Origin of the sequence: Advenella faeciporci (assembly GCF_014652395.1) — a bacterium.
Taxonomy (GTDB): Bacteria; Pseudomonadota; Gammaproteobacteria; order Burkholderiales; family Burkholderiaceae_B; genus Advenella; species Advenella faeciporci.
In genome coordinates this window covers 50417-70362 of sequence record NZ_BMYS01000009.1, presented here as the reverse complement: position 1 = coordinate 70362, position 19946 = coordinate 50417, and the positions used below count along the sequence as shown (strand labels likewise).

Here is a 19946-nt window from a genome sequence, read left to right as displayed (position 1 = left end):
GTGGAGAGTGTATTTGTTCCCACGCGGGAGCATGGGAACTAGTCTGGTGGCCTAATGGGTTAGCGTTTATCCTGCTCTTGCAGCCACTGTTCCCTGCCATAGGCATACCCCGGAAACTCGTTTTCAAGCGTGGTTTGCCCCCGAAGCAGGCGGTTTGCAAGATCGGTTACGTTTTCAAGTTCTGTTTCATTGCGCACTTCCAGCGGGGCCACCAGCTCTACCCCGGTGGCCCATGAAAGACATTCACGTTGCCAACGGGGTTTTACGGCAACATCCATCCCTTCTTTTTGCAGTCGCTGTTTGATCGTACCCAGCCTGTCATAATATTGCCGGGCTTCATCCGTACCTGGGGGTACAGTGTAGTTGATGATTTTTTTACGTGAGCGACCAACCGGTTTATGGTTGGGGATACCATCATCAAAAAGCCGGCCATTTACAGGAGAATGACCGGCCTCCTTGCGGGCCTGCTCATCAAGCGCATCGGCATAGACGAAGCGCGGATGCTGCCACCAGACCATCACGCGCCGGTCTCCCAGAATAAACCCGGCATCATCCCACCATGACAAGTCATCCGGCTTTTTTTCATCATATGAATGGATCACATATATGCCATTTTTCATCACCCATTTACAGCGGCGGTGATAAGCCTTTTGTGCCTTACGCAGGCGTTCAAATCGTTCAAGTTTCATAATGCGGCCTTTGAAAACGGGCGTTTTTCCCACCTTCCCAAAGCAAGTAATTATTATCCATGGCCTGTTGGTAGGCCCAGGACGCAACACGGTGAGAGCGCCTGATATCCGTCAGAAATCCCTGACGGGACAATTCGGCAGTAATCAGTGAATCATGCTGGACATTACGTTCCTGCCATTGTTGCAGATAATTTTCTGATGCCAGAAAATTGCTTTTGTGCGAGTTGCACGTACTGTCCGCCAACACAAAGTTATGTCCGGTATCCGCCGGATATAACGACCAGGGTATGAAATGATCCACTGCAATTTTCTTGTTCTTCAGTGACTGATTGCAGTAAAAACAGCGGCACTGCTGCAAATCCATTAAAAAATCGGCCACTTTGCCCAGCTGGTTCCGGCTGGGTGCAAACAGAAACTCATTCAGGTCTGGCAAGCTATCCAATACGGGCAGGTTGTTTTTATTTTCCCGCACAAAATCCACCCAGCGTTTTTGGCACAGCTCTTCAATAATTTCACTAAACTGTCTTAGGCAATACATCACCTTGGGCAATAACTGCAAATGATGCTTCGATGCATCCAGATGGTATAAAAATTCAGTACTTTGGCCATTCAGGTTTTGCAAATACACCACCGGCATTTTTTTGACTGTACCGACGACCGTTTTTTTCAGCTTCAACCATTCTGCGGCATTTTGCCTGGCCGCTGCCAGGGTTTTAAACCTTTCCTGTGCCAACACAACCGAGTTCACAATACTGGCCTGTGGACCCGTGCTTTGCTGCAGTACGAAAGGTGCCTGCTCATTAAACTGATAGGGTCTGGCCTGCCACCAGTACAGATCAATAAATTTTTCTGCAATATCAAGATAATCCAACGTCAGGCGTTCACCGGTATCTGCCCCCTGCTCAATAGCCAGTCTTGACAGGCTGATAAGCAAAGCAAACTTATAGGTAGACGTAAAGCTTCCCGATTGCAATATTTTCTGAATCTGCTTCAAAAATCTTAATTGCTCTTGTGGCGTGGGAATCGAAATATCTTCAAGCATGAAATGTCCATTACTGATCAACAATATTCGATCATTGCTCAACGTCACTTGGAAGTTGAAATTGATAGAAAAGGGTTATATTGATTTTAAGGACTTTTTTAGCTATTGTGGAAAATACGAAGCCATCAGGCAACGTACCCATTTACGATGCATGATGGCTCTGGTGTTATTACCTGCTGCTTCCGGCTTGTTAGCGCCGGCAACCGCAAGGCGTCATTCAACTAATAATTAATACCGATCTTGCCAAAATGTCCACCCGCCAATTGCAAACGGAAAGCATCAGCAAGCTGGTCCAACGCAAAACTGCGATCAATGACTGGGCGCAGGTTGGTGGCTTCAACGGCGCGGATCAGATCAAGCTGGTGCTGGCGGCTGCCCACGCCAATACCGGTGACACGTTGCTGACGCAGCATCAGCTCGACGGTTGGCACCACATCGGCAAAGCCGGTAAGTGCGCCGATCAGGGCAATATGCCCACCCACCCGTGCTGAACGCATTGACTGGGTAAGCGTACCGGGGCCACCCACTTCAACCACGTGATCAACACCGCGTCCGCCGGTAATTTCCAACACTTGTTTGGACCACTCGGGATACTGGCGGTAGTTAATGCCATGATCGGCACCCAGCGCAGCGGTGCGAGCAAGCTTTTCTTCAGAAGACGAGGTGGTAATTACTGTTGCACCAGCCGCCTTGGCCAGTTGCAGCGCGAAAACAGACACACCACCAGTGCCAAGCGTTAGCACGGTATCGCCAGGCTTCAGGCCACCAGCAACCACCAACGCACGCCAGGCGGTCAGGCCGGCAGTGGTTAGCGTAGCCGCTTCCTGATGGCTCCAGCCACGCGGAGCATGGGTAAAGGCCGAAGCCGAGCGCACGGCTAACTCGCAGGCATAGCCATCAATGCCGTCACCAGGGGTGGTGGCAAAACCGGCGGCAAGGGGCCCTGGCCCACCAGTCAGCCATTTTGGAAAGAAGGTTGAGACAACGTGGTCGCCCACTGCGAATTCATGCACGCCATCTCCCACGGCTTCGACAACACCCGCGCCATCGGACAGCGGAATGCGGCCGTCCTCGGTTGGCAGTTGCCCCTGCACGACAGCCAAATCATGGGCATTCAGTGAACTGGCATGCAGACGCACGCGTATTTCACCAACACCGGGCGGTCCCGGATCAGCAATATCGACGTGTTCAAGATATTCCAATCCGAAAGGGTGGCGCAAGCGGATGGCTTTCATTGTGATAACTCCTGATTTGACCTTACTTCCGGCTCTTGCGCCAGCGGTAAAGCCGATTGTTCACCAGACTGGTCTACAAAAATAAGGTCTTGTGTTTTGAACCCCAGACTGTCCATTTTCGCCAGCAGTTGTTTTTTAACGGCCTCATCAATGGTTGGAGTTCTGGACAACAGCCACAGAAAGGATTTTTTATGACTGGTGATCAATGAGTATTCATAATTCTTGCCTAAATCAAAAATAACGTAAGACCCGTAAAAAGGACCAAAGAAAGAAACCTTCAGGTAGCCCTGCTTGCTGTCTTCCACAAAATAGGCCTTGCCTTCGGCTTCTTCCCATTTATTTTTGGCCGTATTAAAGCCGCGGTTAATCACCTTGATGCCACCATCATCACGAAGCGCGTATTCGGCGCTTATGCGCTGCAACCCGCGCTCAAAAGAATGGTCCAGCCGTGCAATTTCATACCATTTACCCAGATAGCGCTGGTAATCAAAATTCTGAACAGGTTCTATCCCTTTGGGGATGCCCGTACAGCCTGTTAAAAACAAAAACAATAAAATTAAAAAATAGCGCATTTAACCAAACTCCCGTATTAAGTGATTAACTGAAAACATAAATGGACTGGCTAAAACCAGCAAGACCAAGCTACGCCTCATTTTACAACGTCTGGCACCCCCAAATATTGCACTATCAATTACAGCAAGAAACTCAATAGTTAATTCCAATGAAGAAATGAGGGCAGACACGCATTACACAAAAATGAAAAGCTCGCTTCAAAAGCACTACCCCTTTCCACCCAGAACCAGCGACATTCGCTGAACCAGGGGCTTGCAACCTTCCAGCACCAGTAACAGCCCAATACCCAAGCCCAAAGATACCAACATATCTTCCCAGGCAATCGATCCAAACTTCAACAATTCCTGGGCAGCAGGCAAGAACAGGATTAACGCGGTAACGCTTGCCTGCACGAGGCAACTCGTTAGGACCTTCTACACGTAGCCGCTCAGCCGCCATGTCGGTGGTGAGTCCATGAAGCTGATTGTCATTTTTCGTTGCCACCTACTTGATTCCTTGCAGGAAAACGGGTCTAAACAATAGAACTGTACGCAAATACCGCCCAACCGGATTCTTCAACAATGGCAAAAGCGGCAAAACCTTTATGAAACCGCAGTTGCCGGGTACGAATGGCAAAGCCGCACAGCACCACAAAAATACTTATATGCATTATATAGGGAAGCCCCAGATGCGCCAGGTAGTCTTGCCCTTTCAGCGTGGTGTCCAGCAAATCCGTCACGTTCAGTGCAATCAGCAAGCCAAAAAACCAGGCCCGTCTGGAAAGGAAGTAGTCATCCATCCGGTTAATATGATCTATTTTGTCCGGATAAAGAATGGTGCAGGTAAAAAAATAAAGCGAGGCATAGAAAAGGATAAACAGATATAAGTCATAACTCCATGCCACCGTGTTGGCCAATCTGATTTGAAACCACCAGAAATTGACCATGTCCAGCAAAAGAAAAAAAGTCCAGCCAATATGAACAAAAAACACATGGTTTTTATTGGGTTGCTGAACAAAACGGCTTAAACCGTTTAGCAAACGGGTCATGCATAAGCCGGTAATTATTCCAACAATAATACGGACATGGGTAAACGTATCAGCTTTCAATGGTGAAGACAGGTCTATCATCCAGGGCTCCAGGCGAAGATTGGTTTATGCCTTAGCTAACCCATACATTACGGGATGATGACCTGTTGAGCAAGCGATAATTTTGGCTTAAATATCCAGACTCAGGTATTTGATCTCGATATATTCCTCGATACCGTATTTGGACCCTTCGCGTCCCAGGCCCGATGCTTTCATGCCTCCGAAGGGGGCAACTTCAGTTGAAATGACGCCCGAGTTAATGCCTACCATGCCATACTCAAGTGCTTCGGCCACCCTGAAAACACGACTGATATCCCGTGTATAAAAATAGGCCGCCAAACCATATTCGGTGTCATTGGCATAGGCAATGGCCTCTTCTTCATGATGAAAGCGGAAGACGGGTGCCAGGGGACCAAACGTTTCTTCCTTGGCCACAACCGCATTAACAGGCACATCAACCATAACGGTAGGCTCAAAGAAAGTGCCACCCAGCGCATGGGGTTTGCCGCCGGTCACAATGCGGGCTCCTTTTTCAAGAGCGTCCTCGATGTGTAACTTGACCTTGGCCATTGCATGTTGGTCAATCAATGGGCCCATTGTGGTTTCCGGCTCCATCCCATTGCCAACCTGGAAGTTTTCTACCGCCGCAGCCAGTTTCTGGACAAAAGCGTCGTAAACCTTGTCATGGACATACAGGCGGTTTGCACAGACGCAGGTTTGCCCGTTGTTGCGGAACTTGGAAATGATCGCCCCCTGAACGGCGGCATCCAGATCGGCATCTTCAAAAACGATAAACGGGGCATTGCCGCCCAGCTCCAGCGACACTTTCTTTACATCGTGCGCACACTGGGCCATTAACAGGCGCCCCACCTGGGTGGAACCGGTAAAAGACAGTTTACGTACCAGCGGATTGCCGGTTAATTCGGTGCCAATGGCAATGGCATCACCCGTTACAACGTTGAATACACCATTGGGGATACCGGCACGCGCCGCCAGCTCGGCCAGGGCCAGTGCGGAATACGGCGTTTGTGGCGCGGGCTTCAAGACCATGGTGCAACCGGCCGCCAGGGCAGGTGCCGCTTTGCGGGTAATCATTGAAGAGGGGAAATTCCAGGGGGTAATGGCTGCCGTGACACCCACCGGCTGTTTAACCACAATGACACGCTTGTTGGCCTGTGGTCCGGGAATCACATCACCGTAAACCCGTTTAGCCTCTTCGGCAAACCACTCCACAAATGAGGCGGCATACAGGATTTCCCCTTTGGCTTCGGACAATGGCTTGCCCTGCTCCAGCGTCATCAAACGGGCCAGTTCATCCTGATGCTCAATCATTAGCTCAAACCATTTACGCAACAGTTGCGAGCGTTCCCTGGCGGTTTTTGCACGCCAGGCAGGCAAGGCATTATTGGCCGCTTCAATAGCCAGCGTGGTTTCAGCCGCCCCCATAAGTGGAACCGTACCCAGTACCTCACCAGTGGCCGGGTTCAGGATGGTTTGTACCTGACCTGAATCGGCATCCAGCCATTGACCATTAATGTAAGCCTGCTGATGAAATAAACCTGTATTTTGCATAATCGATTTCCAAATATTATTTAAACCGGGAAAGGATAGAGTGTTAATGATTGAGCAATCCTTCATTCTATCCAAGAGTGGACATAAAACAAATTGTTTTTTCAGCCCGTTAATTCATGGTAATCTTTCGAAAACACACCTGTGCCCATTCATCCGCAACTTGTTAATACCGTGTTTCCAACCCATTCCACTACCCAAGGAGTGAACAATGAGCGATACACCTGAACGTTACGGCAGTTTGTCCCGATGGTTTCATTGGGGAATGGCCATCCTGATTGTCTGGCAATTCATGAAAATCGGCGACCTTATTGATGAGGGCGAACACTGGGTTGGCCGAACCCTGGTGCCATGGCATATTTCCATCGGTTTGCTGATCTTCATCCTGGGCATTTTGCGTGTATTCTGGGCGATCAAACAGTATCCGCATCGACCGCAATTAAGCGGCCCATTGGCACCACTGGCCAGAATCGGTCATTTCCTGCTGTATCTTGTCATGCTGCTGCTACCGGTTCTGGGTATTTTTTATATGATTGGCAAAGGTTACGGTCTTAAGGTTTTTGGCCTGCAATTAGTCGAAAAAAGCGAAACCGGCATCGCCTGGATGGCCTCTGTTGGCAGCCTGCACGCTCCCGTGGCCGTGCTGTTTCTTTTGCTGGTGATTGGTCACATATGTGCAGCGTTTTACCACCATTTCATCTTGCGTGACGATACCCTCAAGCGCATGACACGATAGAAAAGCTTACAACGCTTTCATAACATCGCACCGGCTCAACTCGATTCGGCGCGCAGAAATAAATAAAAGCACAAAAAAGCCCCCGAGATGCTGGCATCAAATCCAACATTTTGGGGGCCGTTCATGACTTCCCAACTGTGAAGGTATTACGCGGCAAACGCATCTGCGGCATCAAACTTCAAAGCACTCACCCCAGCAGTTTTGGCAGCCACAGCGAGATGGCGGGCACATACGTCACAAACACCAGGAAGCCCAGCAGTAAAATCAGCCATGGTGAAGCGGCCCTTATCACCTGGCCAATGGTCATTTTTGTAATGCCTGCCGTCACAAACAGATTCAAGCCAATAGGGGGTGTTACCAGACCAATTTCCAGGTTAACCACCATAATAATACCCAAATGAACCGGATCTATCCCCAGCTCCATGGCGATCGGAAACAGGATGGGAGCAAGGATCAAAATAATACCGGTGGGCTCCATGAACATGCCGGCAATCAGCAACAGAATATTGACAACGATCAGAAACTGCCAGGCTGCCATGTCCCAGGCAATGATTTGCTCGGCAATGATTTGCGGAATGCGTTCAGTCGTTAACACGTGAGCAAACAGCAGCGCGTTAACAATAATGAACATCAGCATGACTGTCACTTTGGAAGCATCCAGTAAAACCCCGGGCACTTGCCTTAACCCAATATCACGATAGATGAAAACGGCCACAACGAAAGCATATACCGCCGATACAGCCGCTGCTTCGGTTGGCGTGAAAACCCCTCCATAGATACCGCCCAGGATAATGAAGACCAAAGCCAGCCCCCAAATCGAATCCCGACCCGCCGTCAAGACTTCCCTGGCTGACGCCCTGGGTTGCAGGGGAAATTTCTTGATACGGGCAATGATATAAATGGCGACCATGAGCGACACACCCAGGGTGAGGCCCGGTATGACACCAGCCATAAACAATGCCCCCACCGAGGTTTCGGTGGCCGCACCATACACCACCATCACAATGGACGGTGGAATCAGGATACCCAGTGTACCCGCATTAGAAACCACACCAGCGGCAAAAGGCTGCGAATACCCGGCACGTACCATGCCGGCAATAACAATAGAGCCCACGGCAACCACAGTTGCCGGAGAAGAGCCGGAAACCGCGGCAAACAGGCAGCAGGCCATGACCGAGGCAATGGCCAGGCCACCATGCAAGTGCCCTACCGAGGCATTGGCAAAGCGGATCATGCGACGGGCCACGCCCCCTGTTGTCATGAAGGCACCTGCCAGCACGAAAAAAGGAATGGCCATCAGCGTGAAGTGTTCGGATGTCTCATACATTTTAAGAGACAGCGAAGCCAGCGAGTCTGTACCGAAAAACAGGATGGTAAGGATGGAAGAAAGCCCAAGAGCCACCGCTACAGGCGTGCCTATGAACATGAACACGAATAGCATGACAAAAAGTGCGATAGTGGTCATTTGCGCTCCTGCTGGTTATCGGGATGGTCATCATCATGAAGATGTTTGAGCGCTTCTTCAGCCTCATCACCAAGCAACTGGCTACGGTGACCGTGCAGCATATGAAACAGTACTTCGGCAAAGCGAATGAAGAGCATGGCAAACCCGATGGGAAGCACAAGCCGAGGTACCCATTGAGGAATGGGGATATCCTGCGCAAGAATGCCGATCATGTACATTTTATCCACATAGATCCAGGCTCCGTAAAAAACAATAACGGTATAGCCAAGACAAAGCAGGCAGGCAATAATCCCCACCACATACGCAATTTTTTTTGGCAATATTTTGATCAGGGCATCCACCCCGATATGGGCGTTCACCCGCACCCCATAGGCCAGGCCTAAAAAAATCAACCCGGCAAAAAGGAAAATGGACAATTCAAGCGCCCAGACGAAACTGTAATTGAACATGTACCGCGCAATGACCTGAGCAAAAGTCACCAGTGTCATTGCTGCCAGCAAAAAAGCGATCAACCCTTCTTCAAGTCGATGAAACCAGCGAACATTCATGGTTGTACTCCATGTTATTAGTGCCAGAAGAAGGGTCCTGCATCAATACGCCCCCTCTATGTAAATAAATGACCGGTTACAAATTGCCTGCCTGTAAGAAAGGAAAAAGCAGCCCGTAACCAGCCAAACGACTCAGTTTATTGGTTGGCGTCCTGGGCAGCCTTGATCAGGTCTGCGCCAATATCACCCTCAAACTTTTTCCAGACCGGCTCCATCGTTTTACGCCAGGCCTCCACATCTTCCTTGGATAACTGGACAACCTTGGCCTTGTTGTCATTGATAATATTTTGCTTGTCTTGTTCATTCAGCTTGGCGGCCTCTTCGTTAGCAAACTTGGTGGCTTCATCCATAGCTTGTTGCAAGCCTTCACGAACATCTGCGGGCAGATCATCCCACCACTTGGCATTGGTAACCACCATGTAGTCAATCACGCCATGGTTGGTCTCGGCGATGGTTTTTTGAACCTCATGGAATTTTTGTGAATAGATGTTGGACCATGTGTTTTCCTGGCCATCCACCACTCCGGTTTGCAGGGCCTGGTAAACCTCACTGAAGGACAGTTTTTGCGGATTGGCGCCAAGGGCACGAAACTGGGCTTCAAGCACGTCTGATGCCTGGATACGGAATTTCAAGCCCTTGGCATCCTCGGGGCGCTGCAACGTGTCTTTGTTGGTGGATAATTGTTTCATGCCGTTATGCCAATAAGCCAGGCCCATCAGCCCACGATTGCGCATGGAGCTTAGCAGCTCTTTACCCTTGTCGCTTTGCTGAAAGCGGTCCACGGCTTCCATGTTATCGAACAGGAAAGGCAAATCAAACAGCTGCACTTTTTTGGTGTAACGGTCAAACTTGGACAGTGACGGTGCAATTATCTGCACATCACCCAGCAACAGGGCCTCCAGTTCTTTGCCATCCCCAAACAACTGTGAGCTGGGGAAAACCTGAACCTCAACCTTGCCCGGCAACAGCTTTTCAGCCACCTCTTTGAACTTGAGGGCCCCCTGCCCCTTGGGAGTTTTAGCAGCAACAACGTGACTGAACTTGACAACAATAGGCTTATCAGCAGCCAGGACACTGCCTGAAAAAGCCAGAGCACAGCTCATACCCACTGCACTCAGGATGCGCATAGCAGTAATTTTCATGGAAATAGTCTCCGTATTATTTAAATTAAATATTTTCCGTGCACCGAGAACTGTTTATATCAAATACACGACTGAATAACCCAGTTTCAGTGTAACAACCTGGAGCAAAAAAATTACTTAGGGCTTACCATAAATGGGGCTGCTTAATCCGTATGCACTGCCAACCAAATCGTGGCCTCATCCTTTGCAGTAAAGGCAACCCGATGCCGGCATCCGGCAGGCAACCAACAATGGTCACCCTTTTGCAAAACAACCGGTTCTTCCTTTCCTTCAATCTGTAAAGCAGCACTGCCCTGCAAAACCATCACCCACTCATTCCAATCCTGTTCATACCAGAATCCGGGTGGACTGACCTGCCCATGTGACACAATACGTTCAATACGCAACCCGGGCACGGCCAGCAGGTCGTCAAAGGACTCCTGCCCCGTAACCATGGGCAATTGTTCGAACAAATTATTCAGCATCATGTTTTCCTGTAAGATATGCTGTTAACAAAAATACACGCAAATATTAAAAGATCTTACATGGAGCATACAATAAAATGAGGAAAGCAGTAGATGGCAAAGCCAGCGCAATTATGGTGTTGCTTTGCCTGATCTGGGGGCTTCAGCAAGTCGCCATCAAAGCCGTAGCCGCAGACATCCCTCCAGTATTGCAAGTTTCCGTCCGCTCCGGCGTCGCTGCTGTACTGGTCTTGCTCTTTACCCGCCTGTTCTCGCGCGACCAATGGCTTGAAGGCGTGGCGTTTCGCTCTGGGCTGGTGGTTGGCTTTCTGTTCGCGACCGAATTCATGCTGGTTGCTGAAGGATTACGCTGGACATCAGCATCACACATGGTTGTTTTCATGTATACGGCCCCATTGTTTGCAGCTATCGGACTACATCTGCGCTTACCCGAAGAACGCCTGAATCCGCGTCAATGGTTTGGCATGGCACTGGCTTTCGCGGGCTTGCTGATTACCTTTTTGCTCACCCCGCAAGCCCAAAACGAAGCCATCCCCAATCAATTACTGGGCGATTTGTTGGGTTTATGCGGTGGTTTTGCCTGGGGCATGACAACCGTGGCGGTACGGGTCAGCCGCCTTAGCGAAGCGCCACCCACACAAACCCTGTTCTACCAGTTATTCGGTGGATTCATCTTCCTGATGCCGGTGGCATTTTTTACCAATCAAATAACGTTCAACAGCACGCCACTTGTTTGGGCCAGCCTGGGCTTCCAGACACTGGTCATTTCCTGCGCCACTTATTTCACCTGGATATGGCTGATGCGCAAATACCTGACTGGCCGCCTGGGTGTGCTGTCATTCATGACGCCCCTGTTTGGCGTACTGCTGGGCATACTGCTGCTGGATGAACCTCTGGAACCCACTTTCCTGGTGGGCTCGGCGCTGGCCCTAAGCGGACTTATTATTGTGAATACCAGCGGCAAACAAAAATGAAAACGCCAACAACAAGCGTTGTGCCGCCTTTTACTCAATAACATCAATCCTGAAACTGTTTTGTTGCAAGTTGGAAAACGGCAGTTGTCACTTAATTGATATTCAGCACGCATTTTTAGTAACATACTTACACACAATTACCCCTAAACCGGGCTACACAAACCGGTAAAAACAAAAACACCCTGCCTGGCATTTTTGCTTTGGTCTGGAGACACGCTGTGAGGAAACCAATGTCTGCTTATTATCAATTTCTGGATAGAACCGTTAACCCGGATGGCACGGTTACTAGCCGTTATTGCTCCACCATCCACGCACAAGGCGCGTGGAACCCGCACGAACAGCACATGGCACCGGCCAGTGGCGTCATGGCCGTTGAACTAGAACAGTTTGCTCCGCGTGCCCACATGCGAATAGGCCGTATCAGTTTTGATATTTTCGGTTTGATCCATTTTGGCGAGTTCAGTGTTAACACCCGCATTATCCGTGCCGGCAAAACCATCGAACTGCTTGAGTCCGAAATGCAGGCCAATGGCAAAACCTGCATTGTTGCCCGAGCCTGGCGCATGTCAACGCAAGACAGTAAACATATTGGCGGACTTGAAGACCCGGCAATCCTCCACCCGGAAACCTACCCGCTTTGGACCGGCCTGCGGCGCTGGCCAGGCGGCTATATTCACAGTCTTGAAACCAGAGCCGATGAAAACAACCGGACCGGCAAGGGTATTGTATGGTTAAACAATGATCTGGATATGGTTGAAGGCCAAACAACCACCCCCTTTGCGCATTTAATCGGCATGGTAGATACCGCCAACGGCATTGTACCCAGACAGGATGGTGAATTTTCCTGGGCTTTTCCCAATCTGGACCTGCAAATTCATATGCACCGATATCCTACCGGACAATGGCTGGGTCTTGAAACGGTGCAACAATATGGCGAAGATGGGATAGGTTTGACCAGTTCGGTACTGCACGACATCCATGGCCCTTTTGGCCGCAGTGAACAAATTCTTACCTTACGCAAAATGGCATAAAAAAATTTGTTCAGGTCATACAAGCCCTGCCCAAACAGGGCTGAAGCCAGGCTTGCACAAATCGGCGGTCTTTACTTATGCCTTTTTTTGTAGAGGTACCCCCAACTTAGGCCAACGATGGCTGCAGTCAGGGAAGCCAATAATACACCCAGCTTTGCGGCACCAAGCAGATTGGGATCTGCCAATCCAAGCGTGGCAATAAAAATCGACATGGTAAAACCAATTCCTGCCAGCAAACCAACCAGACTGATCCCACCCCAGCTCAATCCCGGGGGCAGCACACACCATCCTAAACGAACGACCAGCCAACTGGCGGCAATCACGCCAAACGGCTTGCCAAATACCAATGCCAGCAAGATGCCCAGTAAAACCGATTGTGTCCCCCCCATTGCCAAATCCACCCCATCCAGGGTAACCCCTGCATTGGCCAGCGCAAACAATGGCATAACCCCATAAGCCACCCACGGATGCAGGGCCATTTGAACGCTGGTTACCGGTGCCATCAGTTCACGCTGGGCACGCTTAAGCTGCTTCACGGGTTCTGCAAGGTGATTGGGAGAAGCGTCTTGCTTATTGAGATGAGAAAACGTATTAATCGCCTCTGACGCCAGCATTAAAGGTGGCTCTTTCATACGACCGGGCAATACCGGCGTCATCAGACCCAGCACAACACCCGCCAGGGTTGGGTGCGCCCCCGTTTGCAGCAAACCTATCCATAAGACAGCACCAGGCAGCACATACGCATAAGCCGAAGTTGTGCCAATCATCTGCAACCCAAGTACCATCATGATTCCCAGTGCCGCAATCAGCAAGCCACTGTAATCAAGGCCGCCAGAATAAAACACCGCAATAATCATCACAGCCACGATATCATCAATAATGGCCAAGGCCAGTAAAAACACCCGGACATTGCCGGGAATGGATCGCCCCAACAAAGCCAATACGCCCACCGCAAAGGCAATATCCGTGGCGGTAGGCACAGCCCATCCGGCACTATTGGGGGGAGCGCTATTAAAAACAAGATATATCAGGGCCGGTGCAACGACACCTCCCATGGCTGCGGCAAGTGGCAATGCGGCAAGCCTGAAATTGGATAAGGCCCCTTCATGAATTTCCCGACGGATCTCCATCCCAACCACCAGAAAAAAAACGGTCATGAGCGCATCGTTAATCCAAAAGTGCAACGATTGCGAAAATACATAGGTGCCAATGCCAATGGAAAATGGCGTGTGCCAAAGATCGTGATAACTTGCCGAAAAAGAGGAATTGGCCCAGATCAATGCAATGGCGGCTGCCACCAGCAAAACAATACCGCTCACCGCTTCAATATGAAGAAAACGGTCTAGTGTTGAAAAGGCGCGCTCAGCCAAAACTTGCGCACGCGGCAAAGGCTGCCGTGACGGGTGTTGGTTCATAAGTTTGTATACTCCGCGTGGCGGCCCGACCAACGCATTAACCTGTTTCACTGCGACACTGCAGTGCTAACACCCGCCAAAAATTCTACCTGAAATAACGATTATGTACAAGTCAGCAACAGGGTTGGGCTAACATCCTGTTGATAAGCCGTTTACTTATTCCCATGCAGCCAGAAAAAATCAATACCTGAGAATTTATGTATTCGCCCCTGCGACAAAAAAGAGATTAATCTGATCAATGATAAAATTAATTTCCTTATCCAAAAGCACAAAAGCAAAATATCATTATGTTTCCCAAAAAACTTTCCGAAGGCTATGCTTCCTTCCTGAATGGCCGACTTGAACGAGAACATGCCCGTTATAAAAAACTTGAAGAAGACGGGCAACATCCTGAGATCATGATTATTGGTTGTGGCGATTCAAGAGTTGCGCCAGAAACCATTTTTGATGCCGGTCCAGGTGAAATATTTGTGATTCGCAATATTGCCAACCTGATCCCCCCCTGTGAGTCAGATGTTGAAACATCTTTCCATGGCACCAGTGCCGCCGTTGAATTCGCGGTTAATGCCCTGAAGGTTAAGCACATTGTTGTGCTGGGCCATGCCAGCTGTGGGGGCATTGCGGCCTATGCCAACAAGGCAGCACCGCTGTCCCAGCGTGATTTCATTGGAAAGTGGATGTCCCAGATTGCCCCGGTGGCTGATAAACTGGGACCACCACAAGGTGACCGTCAACACTGGATACGCCAGCTTGAATGGGCGGTGGTGGAGTACAGCCTGAACAACCTCATGACCTTTCCGGCTGTACGCGAACGGGTGCAATCGGGCGAGCTGACCCTGCATGGCGCTTATTTTGGTATTGCCACAGGCTTGTTGTTTGTGCGCGATCCGATCACAGGTGAATTCAATGCCTGTACCGAGTAATACCTTAAGTTATACATAAACACTCACGTCCCACCCATAATTGAATCACAAATATACATAATGTATACTTTGTAACTGATTTGATCTTGCAAAATTATGGGGAAAACAATGAGTTTTGGCAAAAAAGCATCCATTACGCTTTTATCAACAACATTAATATTCGGTGGATGCGCCACTGACGGTCAAGGAGGATGGGGCTCCAAGCAAACTGCAGGAACTGCTATAGGCACCATTCTTGGGGCAATTGTAGGTTCCCAGATTGGTGGTGGCAGTGGCAAAACCGTTGCCGCCATTGTTGGCGCCCTGGCCGGTGGTTTATTGGGTAATATGATCGGCTCCAGCCTGGATGAAAAAGACCGGATGGCGCTGGCGGCAAGCACTCAAAAAGCACTGGAATCCGGCAAAACAACCAACTGGAAATCAGAGCACAGCGGTGCATCAGCCGTCATCACGCCGGTCAGCAGCAAAACCGTCACGCAAACCACAAAAATAAAGCGTTCCCAAAAAATCGCCCAGGTCGATAACCTGCAAATCATTAACCAACCCTATCAGGCAAAGAAATCAGCCATTTTACGCGCAGCTCCCAACGATACGGGAGAAAGAATTGGCGGATTCAAGGCTGGCCAAACCTTCACTGCACTGGGCAAAACGAATAACAACTGGATTGCCGTTGGCCGCAAGGGCGTTACCGTTGGTTATGTATACGCCCCTTTGGTTGGTGCCGCCACCAAACACACAGACACGGCAACCGATCTGGACAAAATCACCGTGGCTTCTGCCCAGCAGCAAGGCTTTGACCTTGACGCGATCGAACCCGCTAAAACGGTTACCCAGAAAGTGAGCGTAGAAACACAATGCCGTGAAATGAAATACAGTCTGAAATCCAGCGCCGGCCAAGAAGATAAAACCTTCCAGGCTTGCCAGGACACCAATGGCACATGGCAAATTGGCTAAGCCAGACGTTTAAACGCATACAAACCGGAGCAATTTGTGAAGATCAACAAAATAGGGTTGGCGCTTTCCTGCGCCTTCATGATGGCGGGCGGCAGTGCCCATGCCGAAGAATACCGTTTGGCCTTTTCCAAAGGCGAACAGATTGAAATCATCATCAATAATGCCAATCAAGACAGCTGGTGCAGTGCCAAGCTGAAACTGGAGGCACGCTATCAGGCCACCCCCAACCCCGAAGGACTGGCCAGGCTTATGCCCAAAATCGGCCAGCTCATGAAAACCCAGTGCCCACAGGCAACGCAGCTTAGCTGGATCAGTACCAGCCATGGCAAACAGCTTGCTTCCGGCAACAGCTCGGCCGCGACTGGCTGGGTCCTGAACATTGACCCTGAAGCGGCAGAAGAACAGCAAAAAACAAATGACATAGCCGCCGCCCCAGCAAGTGAAACACCCCTTGCGAGCGCTGAAAAACCAACTGAAGCCGAAAGCAACCAGGCTGGCAGCAAAGTTGCAAGCGCAGAGGCCACAGCCGAAAAACCGGCTCAAAACACAACCACCTCTTTCCTTGCGCAAATCCGGAAAACAGAAGAAAAGACAACCGAAAGCCCGATCGCCAATGTGACAGCCGCGCAAACAGAAGCACCTGCCAACGAGCCCAGGCTGCCCGTCACCCCCAAACTGGCTTTTGAAGTTAACGGCTGGAAACCCAATGCGAATACGCAAGAAGTCCTGAAAACAGCGAAACTGACCGAAGTCATAGACCAAAACGGTTGTAAACTGCTTGTATCTTTGGAAAACACATCTTTAAATCTTGAATACACCCAGTTCAAAACAGAGGGCCTGGACTGCCAGAACAACATCGCGCAAGGCCCCGGCAAAGCCAGTATTGTCCGTTCCGACGGCAATATCCTCAATCGGGCATCTGACTACTATTTTTCAAAAGGCCTTGCGCTTAACACAGAGCTGACGGATCTTGATTCTCTTCATATTGTTGCCGCCAACGAAAATGGACACCAGCTCTGGCTTTATCTAGGTGAAGATCCCGACGAAAAGACCTATTATTTATTAGGTTTAAAAAAAGGCTGGGGCTCCCCCTTCGGCCCCTGGTCTATTAGTGGCCTTGATATCATCACCGAGCAAAATGACATCTTCAGAAAACAAAACCATATTCTTGAACAAGTCAACAAAGCACTTAAGCAACACCCATGGCTCCAGGAAAAAGCCAACAACCTGAAAGTTTCATTCTTCAGTGACTTCAAACGCGGCTTACTTGAAAACCAGCTACAAGGAAAACTGTATTCAACCAATCTTTACCGGAATTACGACTGGAGAAAGAAACAGCTTCCGCCATGGAACCTCACTGCCCTTCAAGGCAATAACTATCTTTTCCAAAAAGATGAAGAGGCAAAACGTGAAGAAGCACGCCTGGCCCAGGAAGCCATGTGGAAAAAACAGCAGGAAGAAAGGCAACGCATTTATGAGCAACAGCGCCTGGCACGTCAAAAACAGCAAGCACTGTATGCCATTGCCAGCCAGGAAGAAAGAAACCTCCAGCAATTCAACGGCTTTGAAAAAGCCCTGCAAAACGGTGATAAAAACCTGCTGGCACAAAACCTGTCTGGCATTGAATTTACACCTTTTGGTCGCAGCGACTATTACCGCTTAATGCATGGCCGCTCCAAAGAAGTCAGCCTGCTGGTGCGCATTAACAAGGTCGACAATGACGCCGCACAGGCCAACTGGCCTTACCCGCTCAAACTGAGCAGCCCGGTCCAGCTGGAAAAAGGCTGGTACTGGGTTAACGGCAAGGCGTCACTGGACAAGAACCAAACGGAAACAGACAAACTCCCTGTCATACAGGTTGTCATTGATAGCCCGTCTCACCTGCTCAAGTGCGAACAGGCGCTATGTAAAGACCTGGAAAACCCACTTGCCCTAACCCGTCTGGCATCAAAAAATGCAAGTTGGGATATCGCACACGCGCAAAGTGTTATCAAGGAATATGAAGAGGCTAAAAAGGCCAGTTATTAAGCAAGCCACGCCCTCTTTTAATAAACAGACACATTTAACAGACAATAAAATGACAACGATTCTTAGCAAAAAACGACTGTCACTGATCGGAGCAGGTTTACTGATCCTGATAGCGGCAATATGGTTTCTGGGTAATATTTACGCGACCCGCACAGCCGAAGAAAAAATCTCGGAAACCCTGGGCAGCACACCACTGGCCAATGACATCCATTGGGAAAAATTAAGCGCCAATATTTTTGGTACTGTAACCATGGAAAAGCTGGTCATTGGCAAAGGAAAATCAACCCTGAATATCCAGAAACTGCAATTGTCGGGTTTTGAAAACTCGGCATCCAACCTGCAGGGCAAACTGGTTTTAATCGGTGTCGCCGATACCAATGGACAAAGCCCCTTGCTGGAAAACAAATTGCTTCAGAATGCAGGCTATATCACCGCTGATCCAGTAAACATAAGCCTGGATCTTGATGCCCAGAAAAACAAAGGCACGGCACAAATCAACCTGGCCATTGACCAACGCGAAGTCATTGCGCTAAGCAGTTCATTATCCATTCAGCGCGCCCAACAATTAATGACACTGCTCTCCTCTGGCCTGGAGGGTGGCAAAGAAGCATTCAACCCAATGATGATATTCAGCATTGGGGCAATGCTTGATCCAATAACCGTTAATGACATGGAAGCCCACATTAAAGACCAAGGATACATAAAAAGGGTGAATGCCCTCATTAACCGATTCGACATACCGCTAGTGCCTTCGGAAAAAACACTGGATACTGAAAAATTTGCCAACGAACAGCTGAAAAACCGATATGAGCAGGCCATACAACAATGTGCCCAGCCCAATTCTGAAAACCGTTTTTTTGATAATCCGGTTGACAGCTGCAAGGACATTGCAAAATTCATGTTCCAGGAAAACGACTCGCTTAAACTGAAGCTGAAGTCTTTCCCTCTGAAAGAGCTGGATGAACTGGTACTGGATATGTTGTAAAACAAAAAAAGCCAGTTATTTAACTGGCTTTCAATTATTTCAGGCAAAACTTTTCAAGAAGCCTTAATTGTGGGCGGGTAAAGCCGGAACTTCACCAGTCAACTCTTTGCGCAAGTACGCATAATACAGGGGCCCAGCAAGGATACCGTACAGCCCGAACAGCGCTTCACTCATGAAGATCACAATCAGCAGCTCCCAGACTTTGATATGTGTGCGCTCACCAAGCACGGTCGCGCTGATGAAATACTCGCTTTTATGAACCAGCACCAGGAAGGTCAATGCCGCCAGTGCAGCCCCAGGACTAACAGTCAAAGACACAACGGTCAGCAAAGTATTACAGAAAATATTACCCGCGATGGGAATCAGGCTGGCCACAAAAGTAATAACGAGCAATGCAGTCTTGAACGGCAACTCGATACCAAACGGTGGCAGAATCGCAAAAAGATAAATAAACGTAGCAACCGTGTTGACAATTGCAATGAAAAACTGGGCCAGCACAATTGCCTTGAAGGTGTCCCCGAAATTTTTTGCCCTTTTTGTTATTTCTGATTCCAACGCTCCTTTTGGAGATTGCTTCAGGCCGCTTAAAAAGATCATGGGACCAATAATGAAGCCGACAATAATCTGCAAGAGTATGCCCAGGCTGTTCTTGCTGAAATGAGCCACCGCTCCCATCTGGCTCTTGATAAAATTTGCCATTGCCTCATTCAAATGTGAAAATTCAGGCAGGAATTGAGCCACACTCTCAGGAAGTTCAACATATTTCGTAATAATAAAGTTTTCAAGGCTATGTGACAGGCCCTGTAACTCACGATGCAAGGCGGGAATGGAATCTTCCGCCAGTTTAAAGAAAATAAACCCCGCAACCCAGGGAATGAGCGCCACAAGGAATGCAATGGGCTTTGCTACGTATTTGTTGTCTTTTAATTTAAGCAAAGATTGGATGCCATTACTTGCGACATACGAAAAAGCTATGGCCAGTAACCCTGGCAGCATACCTACAAACAGCACAGTGAGCAGCAAAGAACCAGCTAGAACAAGACTAAGGGTACGACGAAGGGAAGCAGGATTCAGATGCAAGATGACTCTCTAATAGAAAAACCTCTA

20 protein-coding genes are annotated in these 19946 nt (G+C 49.3%); 7 read left to right on the top strand and 13 right to left on the bottom strand.

Features of this window, described 5'->3' with window-relative positions:
• Positions 1-59: 59 nt before the first annotated feature.
• The 7 genes from IE074_RS07905 to gabD form a co-directional block, all read right to left on the bottom strand.
• On the bottom strand, positions 60-689 hold the full coding sequence (locus tag IE074_RS07905) for a hypothetical protein (RefSeq protein WP_189384928.1): 630 nt from the start codon (positions 687-689) through the stop codon (positions 60-62).
• Positions 679-1731 (bottom strand): HNH endonuclease, encoded by a 1053-nt coding sequence (locus IE074_RS07900; RefSeq protein ID WP_189384927.1) that lies wholly within the window; start codon positions 1729-1731, stop codon positions 679-681. The genes IE074_RS07905 and IE074_RS07900 overlap by 11 nt, the downstream gene beginning before the upstream one ends.
• A 221-nt stretch (positions 1732-1952) precedes the next feature.
• Positions 1953-2966: a zinc-dependent alcohol dehydrogenase family protein gene (locus IE074_RS07895; RefSeq protein WP_189384926.1), complete on the bottom strand. Its 1014-nt coding sequence runs from the start codon at positions 2964-2966 to the stop codon at positions 1953-1955.
• Positions 2963-3538, bottom strand: coding sequence for a lipocalin family protein (locus IE074_RS07890; protein ID WP_189384925.1), 576 nt, complete (start codon positions 3536-3538; stop codon positions 2963-2965). Before IE074_RS07890 ends, IE074_RS07895 begins: the two co-directional genes overlap by 4 nt.
• Positions 3539-3745: 207 nt before the next feature.
• Complete coding sequence (locus IE074_RS14845) at positions 3746-3931, bottom strand: hypothetical protein (RefSeq protein WP_229793943.1); 186 nt, start codon at positions 3929-3931, stop codon at positions 3746-3748.
• 119 nt (positions 3932-4050) lie between these two features.
• The gene (locus IE074_RS07880; protein ID WP_189384923.1) at positions 4051-4647 is read right to left on the bottom strand and encodes a hypothetical protein; all 597 of its coding nucleotides are present in this window, start codon (positions 4645-4647) and stop codon (positions 4051-4053) included.
• Between the two features lie 87 nt (positions 4648-4734).
• Positions 4735-6177, bottom strand: coding sequence for an NADP-dependent succinate-semialdehyde dehydrogenase (gene gabD, locus IE074_RS07875; RefSeq protein WP_189384922.1), 1443 nt, complete (start codon positions 6175-6177; stop codon positions 4735-4737).
• A gap of 208 nt (positions 6178-6385) precedes the next feature.
• Here gabD and IE074_RS07870 point away from each other — a divergent pair, with 208 nt between their 5' ends.
• Positions 6386-6910: a cytochrome b gene (locus IE074_RS07870; RefSeq protein ID WP_189384921.1), complete on the top strand. Its 525-nt coding sequence runs from the start codon at positions 6386-6388 to the stop codon at positions 6908-6910.
• A gap of 187 nt (positions 6911-7097) precedes the next feature.
• Here IE074_RS07870 and IE074_RS07865 read toward each other — a convergent pair whose 3' ends face one another.
• The 4 genes from IE074_RS07865 to IE074_RS07850 all read right to left on the bottom strand — a co-directional run bounded on the left by IE074_RS07865 (position 7098) and on the right by IE074_RS07850 (position 10532).
• A complete protein-coding gene (locus IE074_RS07865; RefSeq protein WP_189384920.1) occupies positions 7098-8375 on the bottom strand; it encodes a TRAP transporter large permease in 1278 nt (425 codons plus the stop codon).
• The gene (locus tag IE074_RS07860) at positions 8372-8923 is read right to left on the bottom strand and encodes a TRAP transporter small permease (protein WP_189384919.1); all 552 of its coding nucleotides are present in this window, start codon (positions 8921-8923) and stop codon (positions 8372-8374) included. The genes IE074_RS07865 and IE074_RS07860 overlap by 4 nt, the downstream gene beginning before the upstream one ends.
• Before the next feature lie 137 nt (positions 8924-9060).
• Positions 9061-10065, bottom strand: coding sequence for a TRAP transporter substrate-binding protein (locus IE074_RS07855; RefSeq protein ID WP_194517346.1), 1005 nt, complete (start codon positions 10063-10065; stop codon positions 9061-9063).
• 143 nt (positions 10066-10208) lie between these two features.
• Positions 10209-10532 (bottom strand): cupin domain-containing protein, encoded by a 324-nt coding sequence (locus IE074_RS07850; protein WP_189384918.1) that lies wholly within the window; start codon positions 10530-10532, stop codon positions 10209-10211.
• A gap of 74 nt (positions 10533-10606) precedes the next feature.
• Between IE074_RS07850 and IE074_RS07845 the strand changes: the two genes are divergently transcribed.
• On the top strand, positions 10607-11503 hold the full coding sequence (locus IE074_RS07845) for a DMT family transporter (RefSeq protein ID WP_189384917.1): 897 nt from the start codon (positions 10607-10609) through the stop codon (positions 11501-11503).
• A gap of 230 nt (positions 11504-11733) precedes the next feature.
• Positions 11734-12534: a thioesterase family protein gene (locus IE074_RS07840; protein WP_189384916.1), complete on the top strand. Its 801-nt coding sequence runs from the start codon at positions 11734-11736 to the stop codon at positions 12532-12534.
• 71 nt (positions 12535-12605) lie between these two features.
• Here the strand turns inward: IE074_RS07840 and nhaA are convergent, their stop codons facing one another.
• On the bottom strand, positions 12606-13949 hold the full coding sequence (gene nhaA / locus IE074_RS07835) for a Na+/H+ antiporter NhaA (protein WP_189384915.1): 1344 nt from the start codon (positions 13947-13949) through the stop codon (positions 12606-12608).
• Between the two features lie 287 nt (positions 13950-14236).
• Here nhaA and IE074_RS07830 point away from each other — a divergent pair, with 287 nt between their 5' ends.
• The 4 genes from IE074_RS07830 (at position 14237) to IE074_RS07815 (ending at position 18839) form a co-directional block, all read left to right on the top strand.
• Positions 14237-14872: a carbonic anhydrase gene (locus tag IE074_RS07830; protein WP_189384914.1), complete on the top strand. Its 636-nt coding sequence runs from the start codon at positions 14237-14239 to the stop codon at positions 14870-14872.
• Between the two features lie 108 nt (positions 14873-14980).
• On the top strand, positions 14981-15826 hold the full coding sequence (locus tag IE074_RS07825; protein ID WP_189384913.1) for a YMGG-like glycine zipper-containing protein: 846 nt from the start codon (positions 14981-14983) through the stop codon (positions 15824-15826).
• Between the two features lie 36 nt (positions 15827-15862).
• A complete protein-coding gene (locus tag IE074_RS07820) occupies positions 15863-17854 on the top strand; it encodes a hypothetical protein (protein WP_189384912.1) in 1992 nt (663 codons plus the stop codon).
• A gap of 49 nt (positions 17855-17903) precedes the next feature.
• Positions 17904-18839: a hypothetical protein gene (locus tag IE074_RS07815; protein ID WP_189384911.1), complete on the top strand. Its 936-nt coding sequence runs from the start codon at positions 17904-17906 to the stop codon at positions 18837-18839.
• Between the two features lie 63 nt (positions 18840-18902).
• Here IE074_RS07815 and IE074_RS07810 read toward each other — a convergent pair whose 3' ends face one another.
• Positions 18903-19919 (bottom strand): AI-2E family transporter, encoded by a 1017-nt coding sequence (locus IE074_RS07810; RefSeq protein ID WP_189384910.1) that lies wholly within the window; start codon positions 19917-19919, stop codon positions 18903-18905.
• Between the last annotated feature and the right edge of the window lie 27 nt (positions 19920-19946).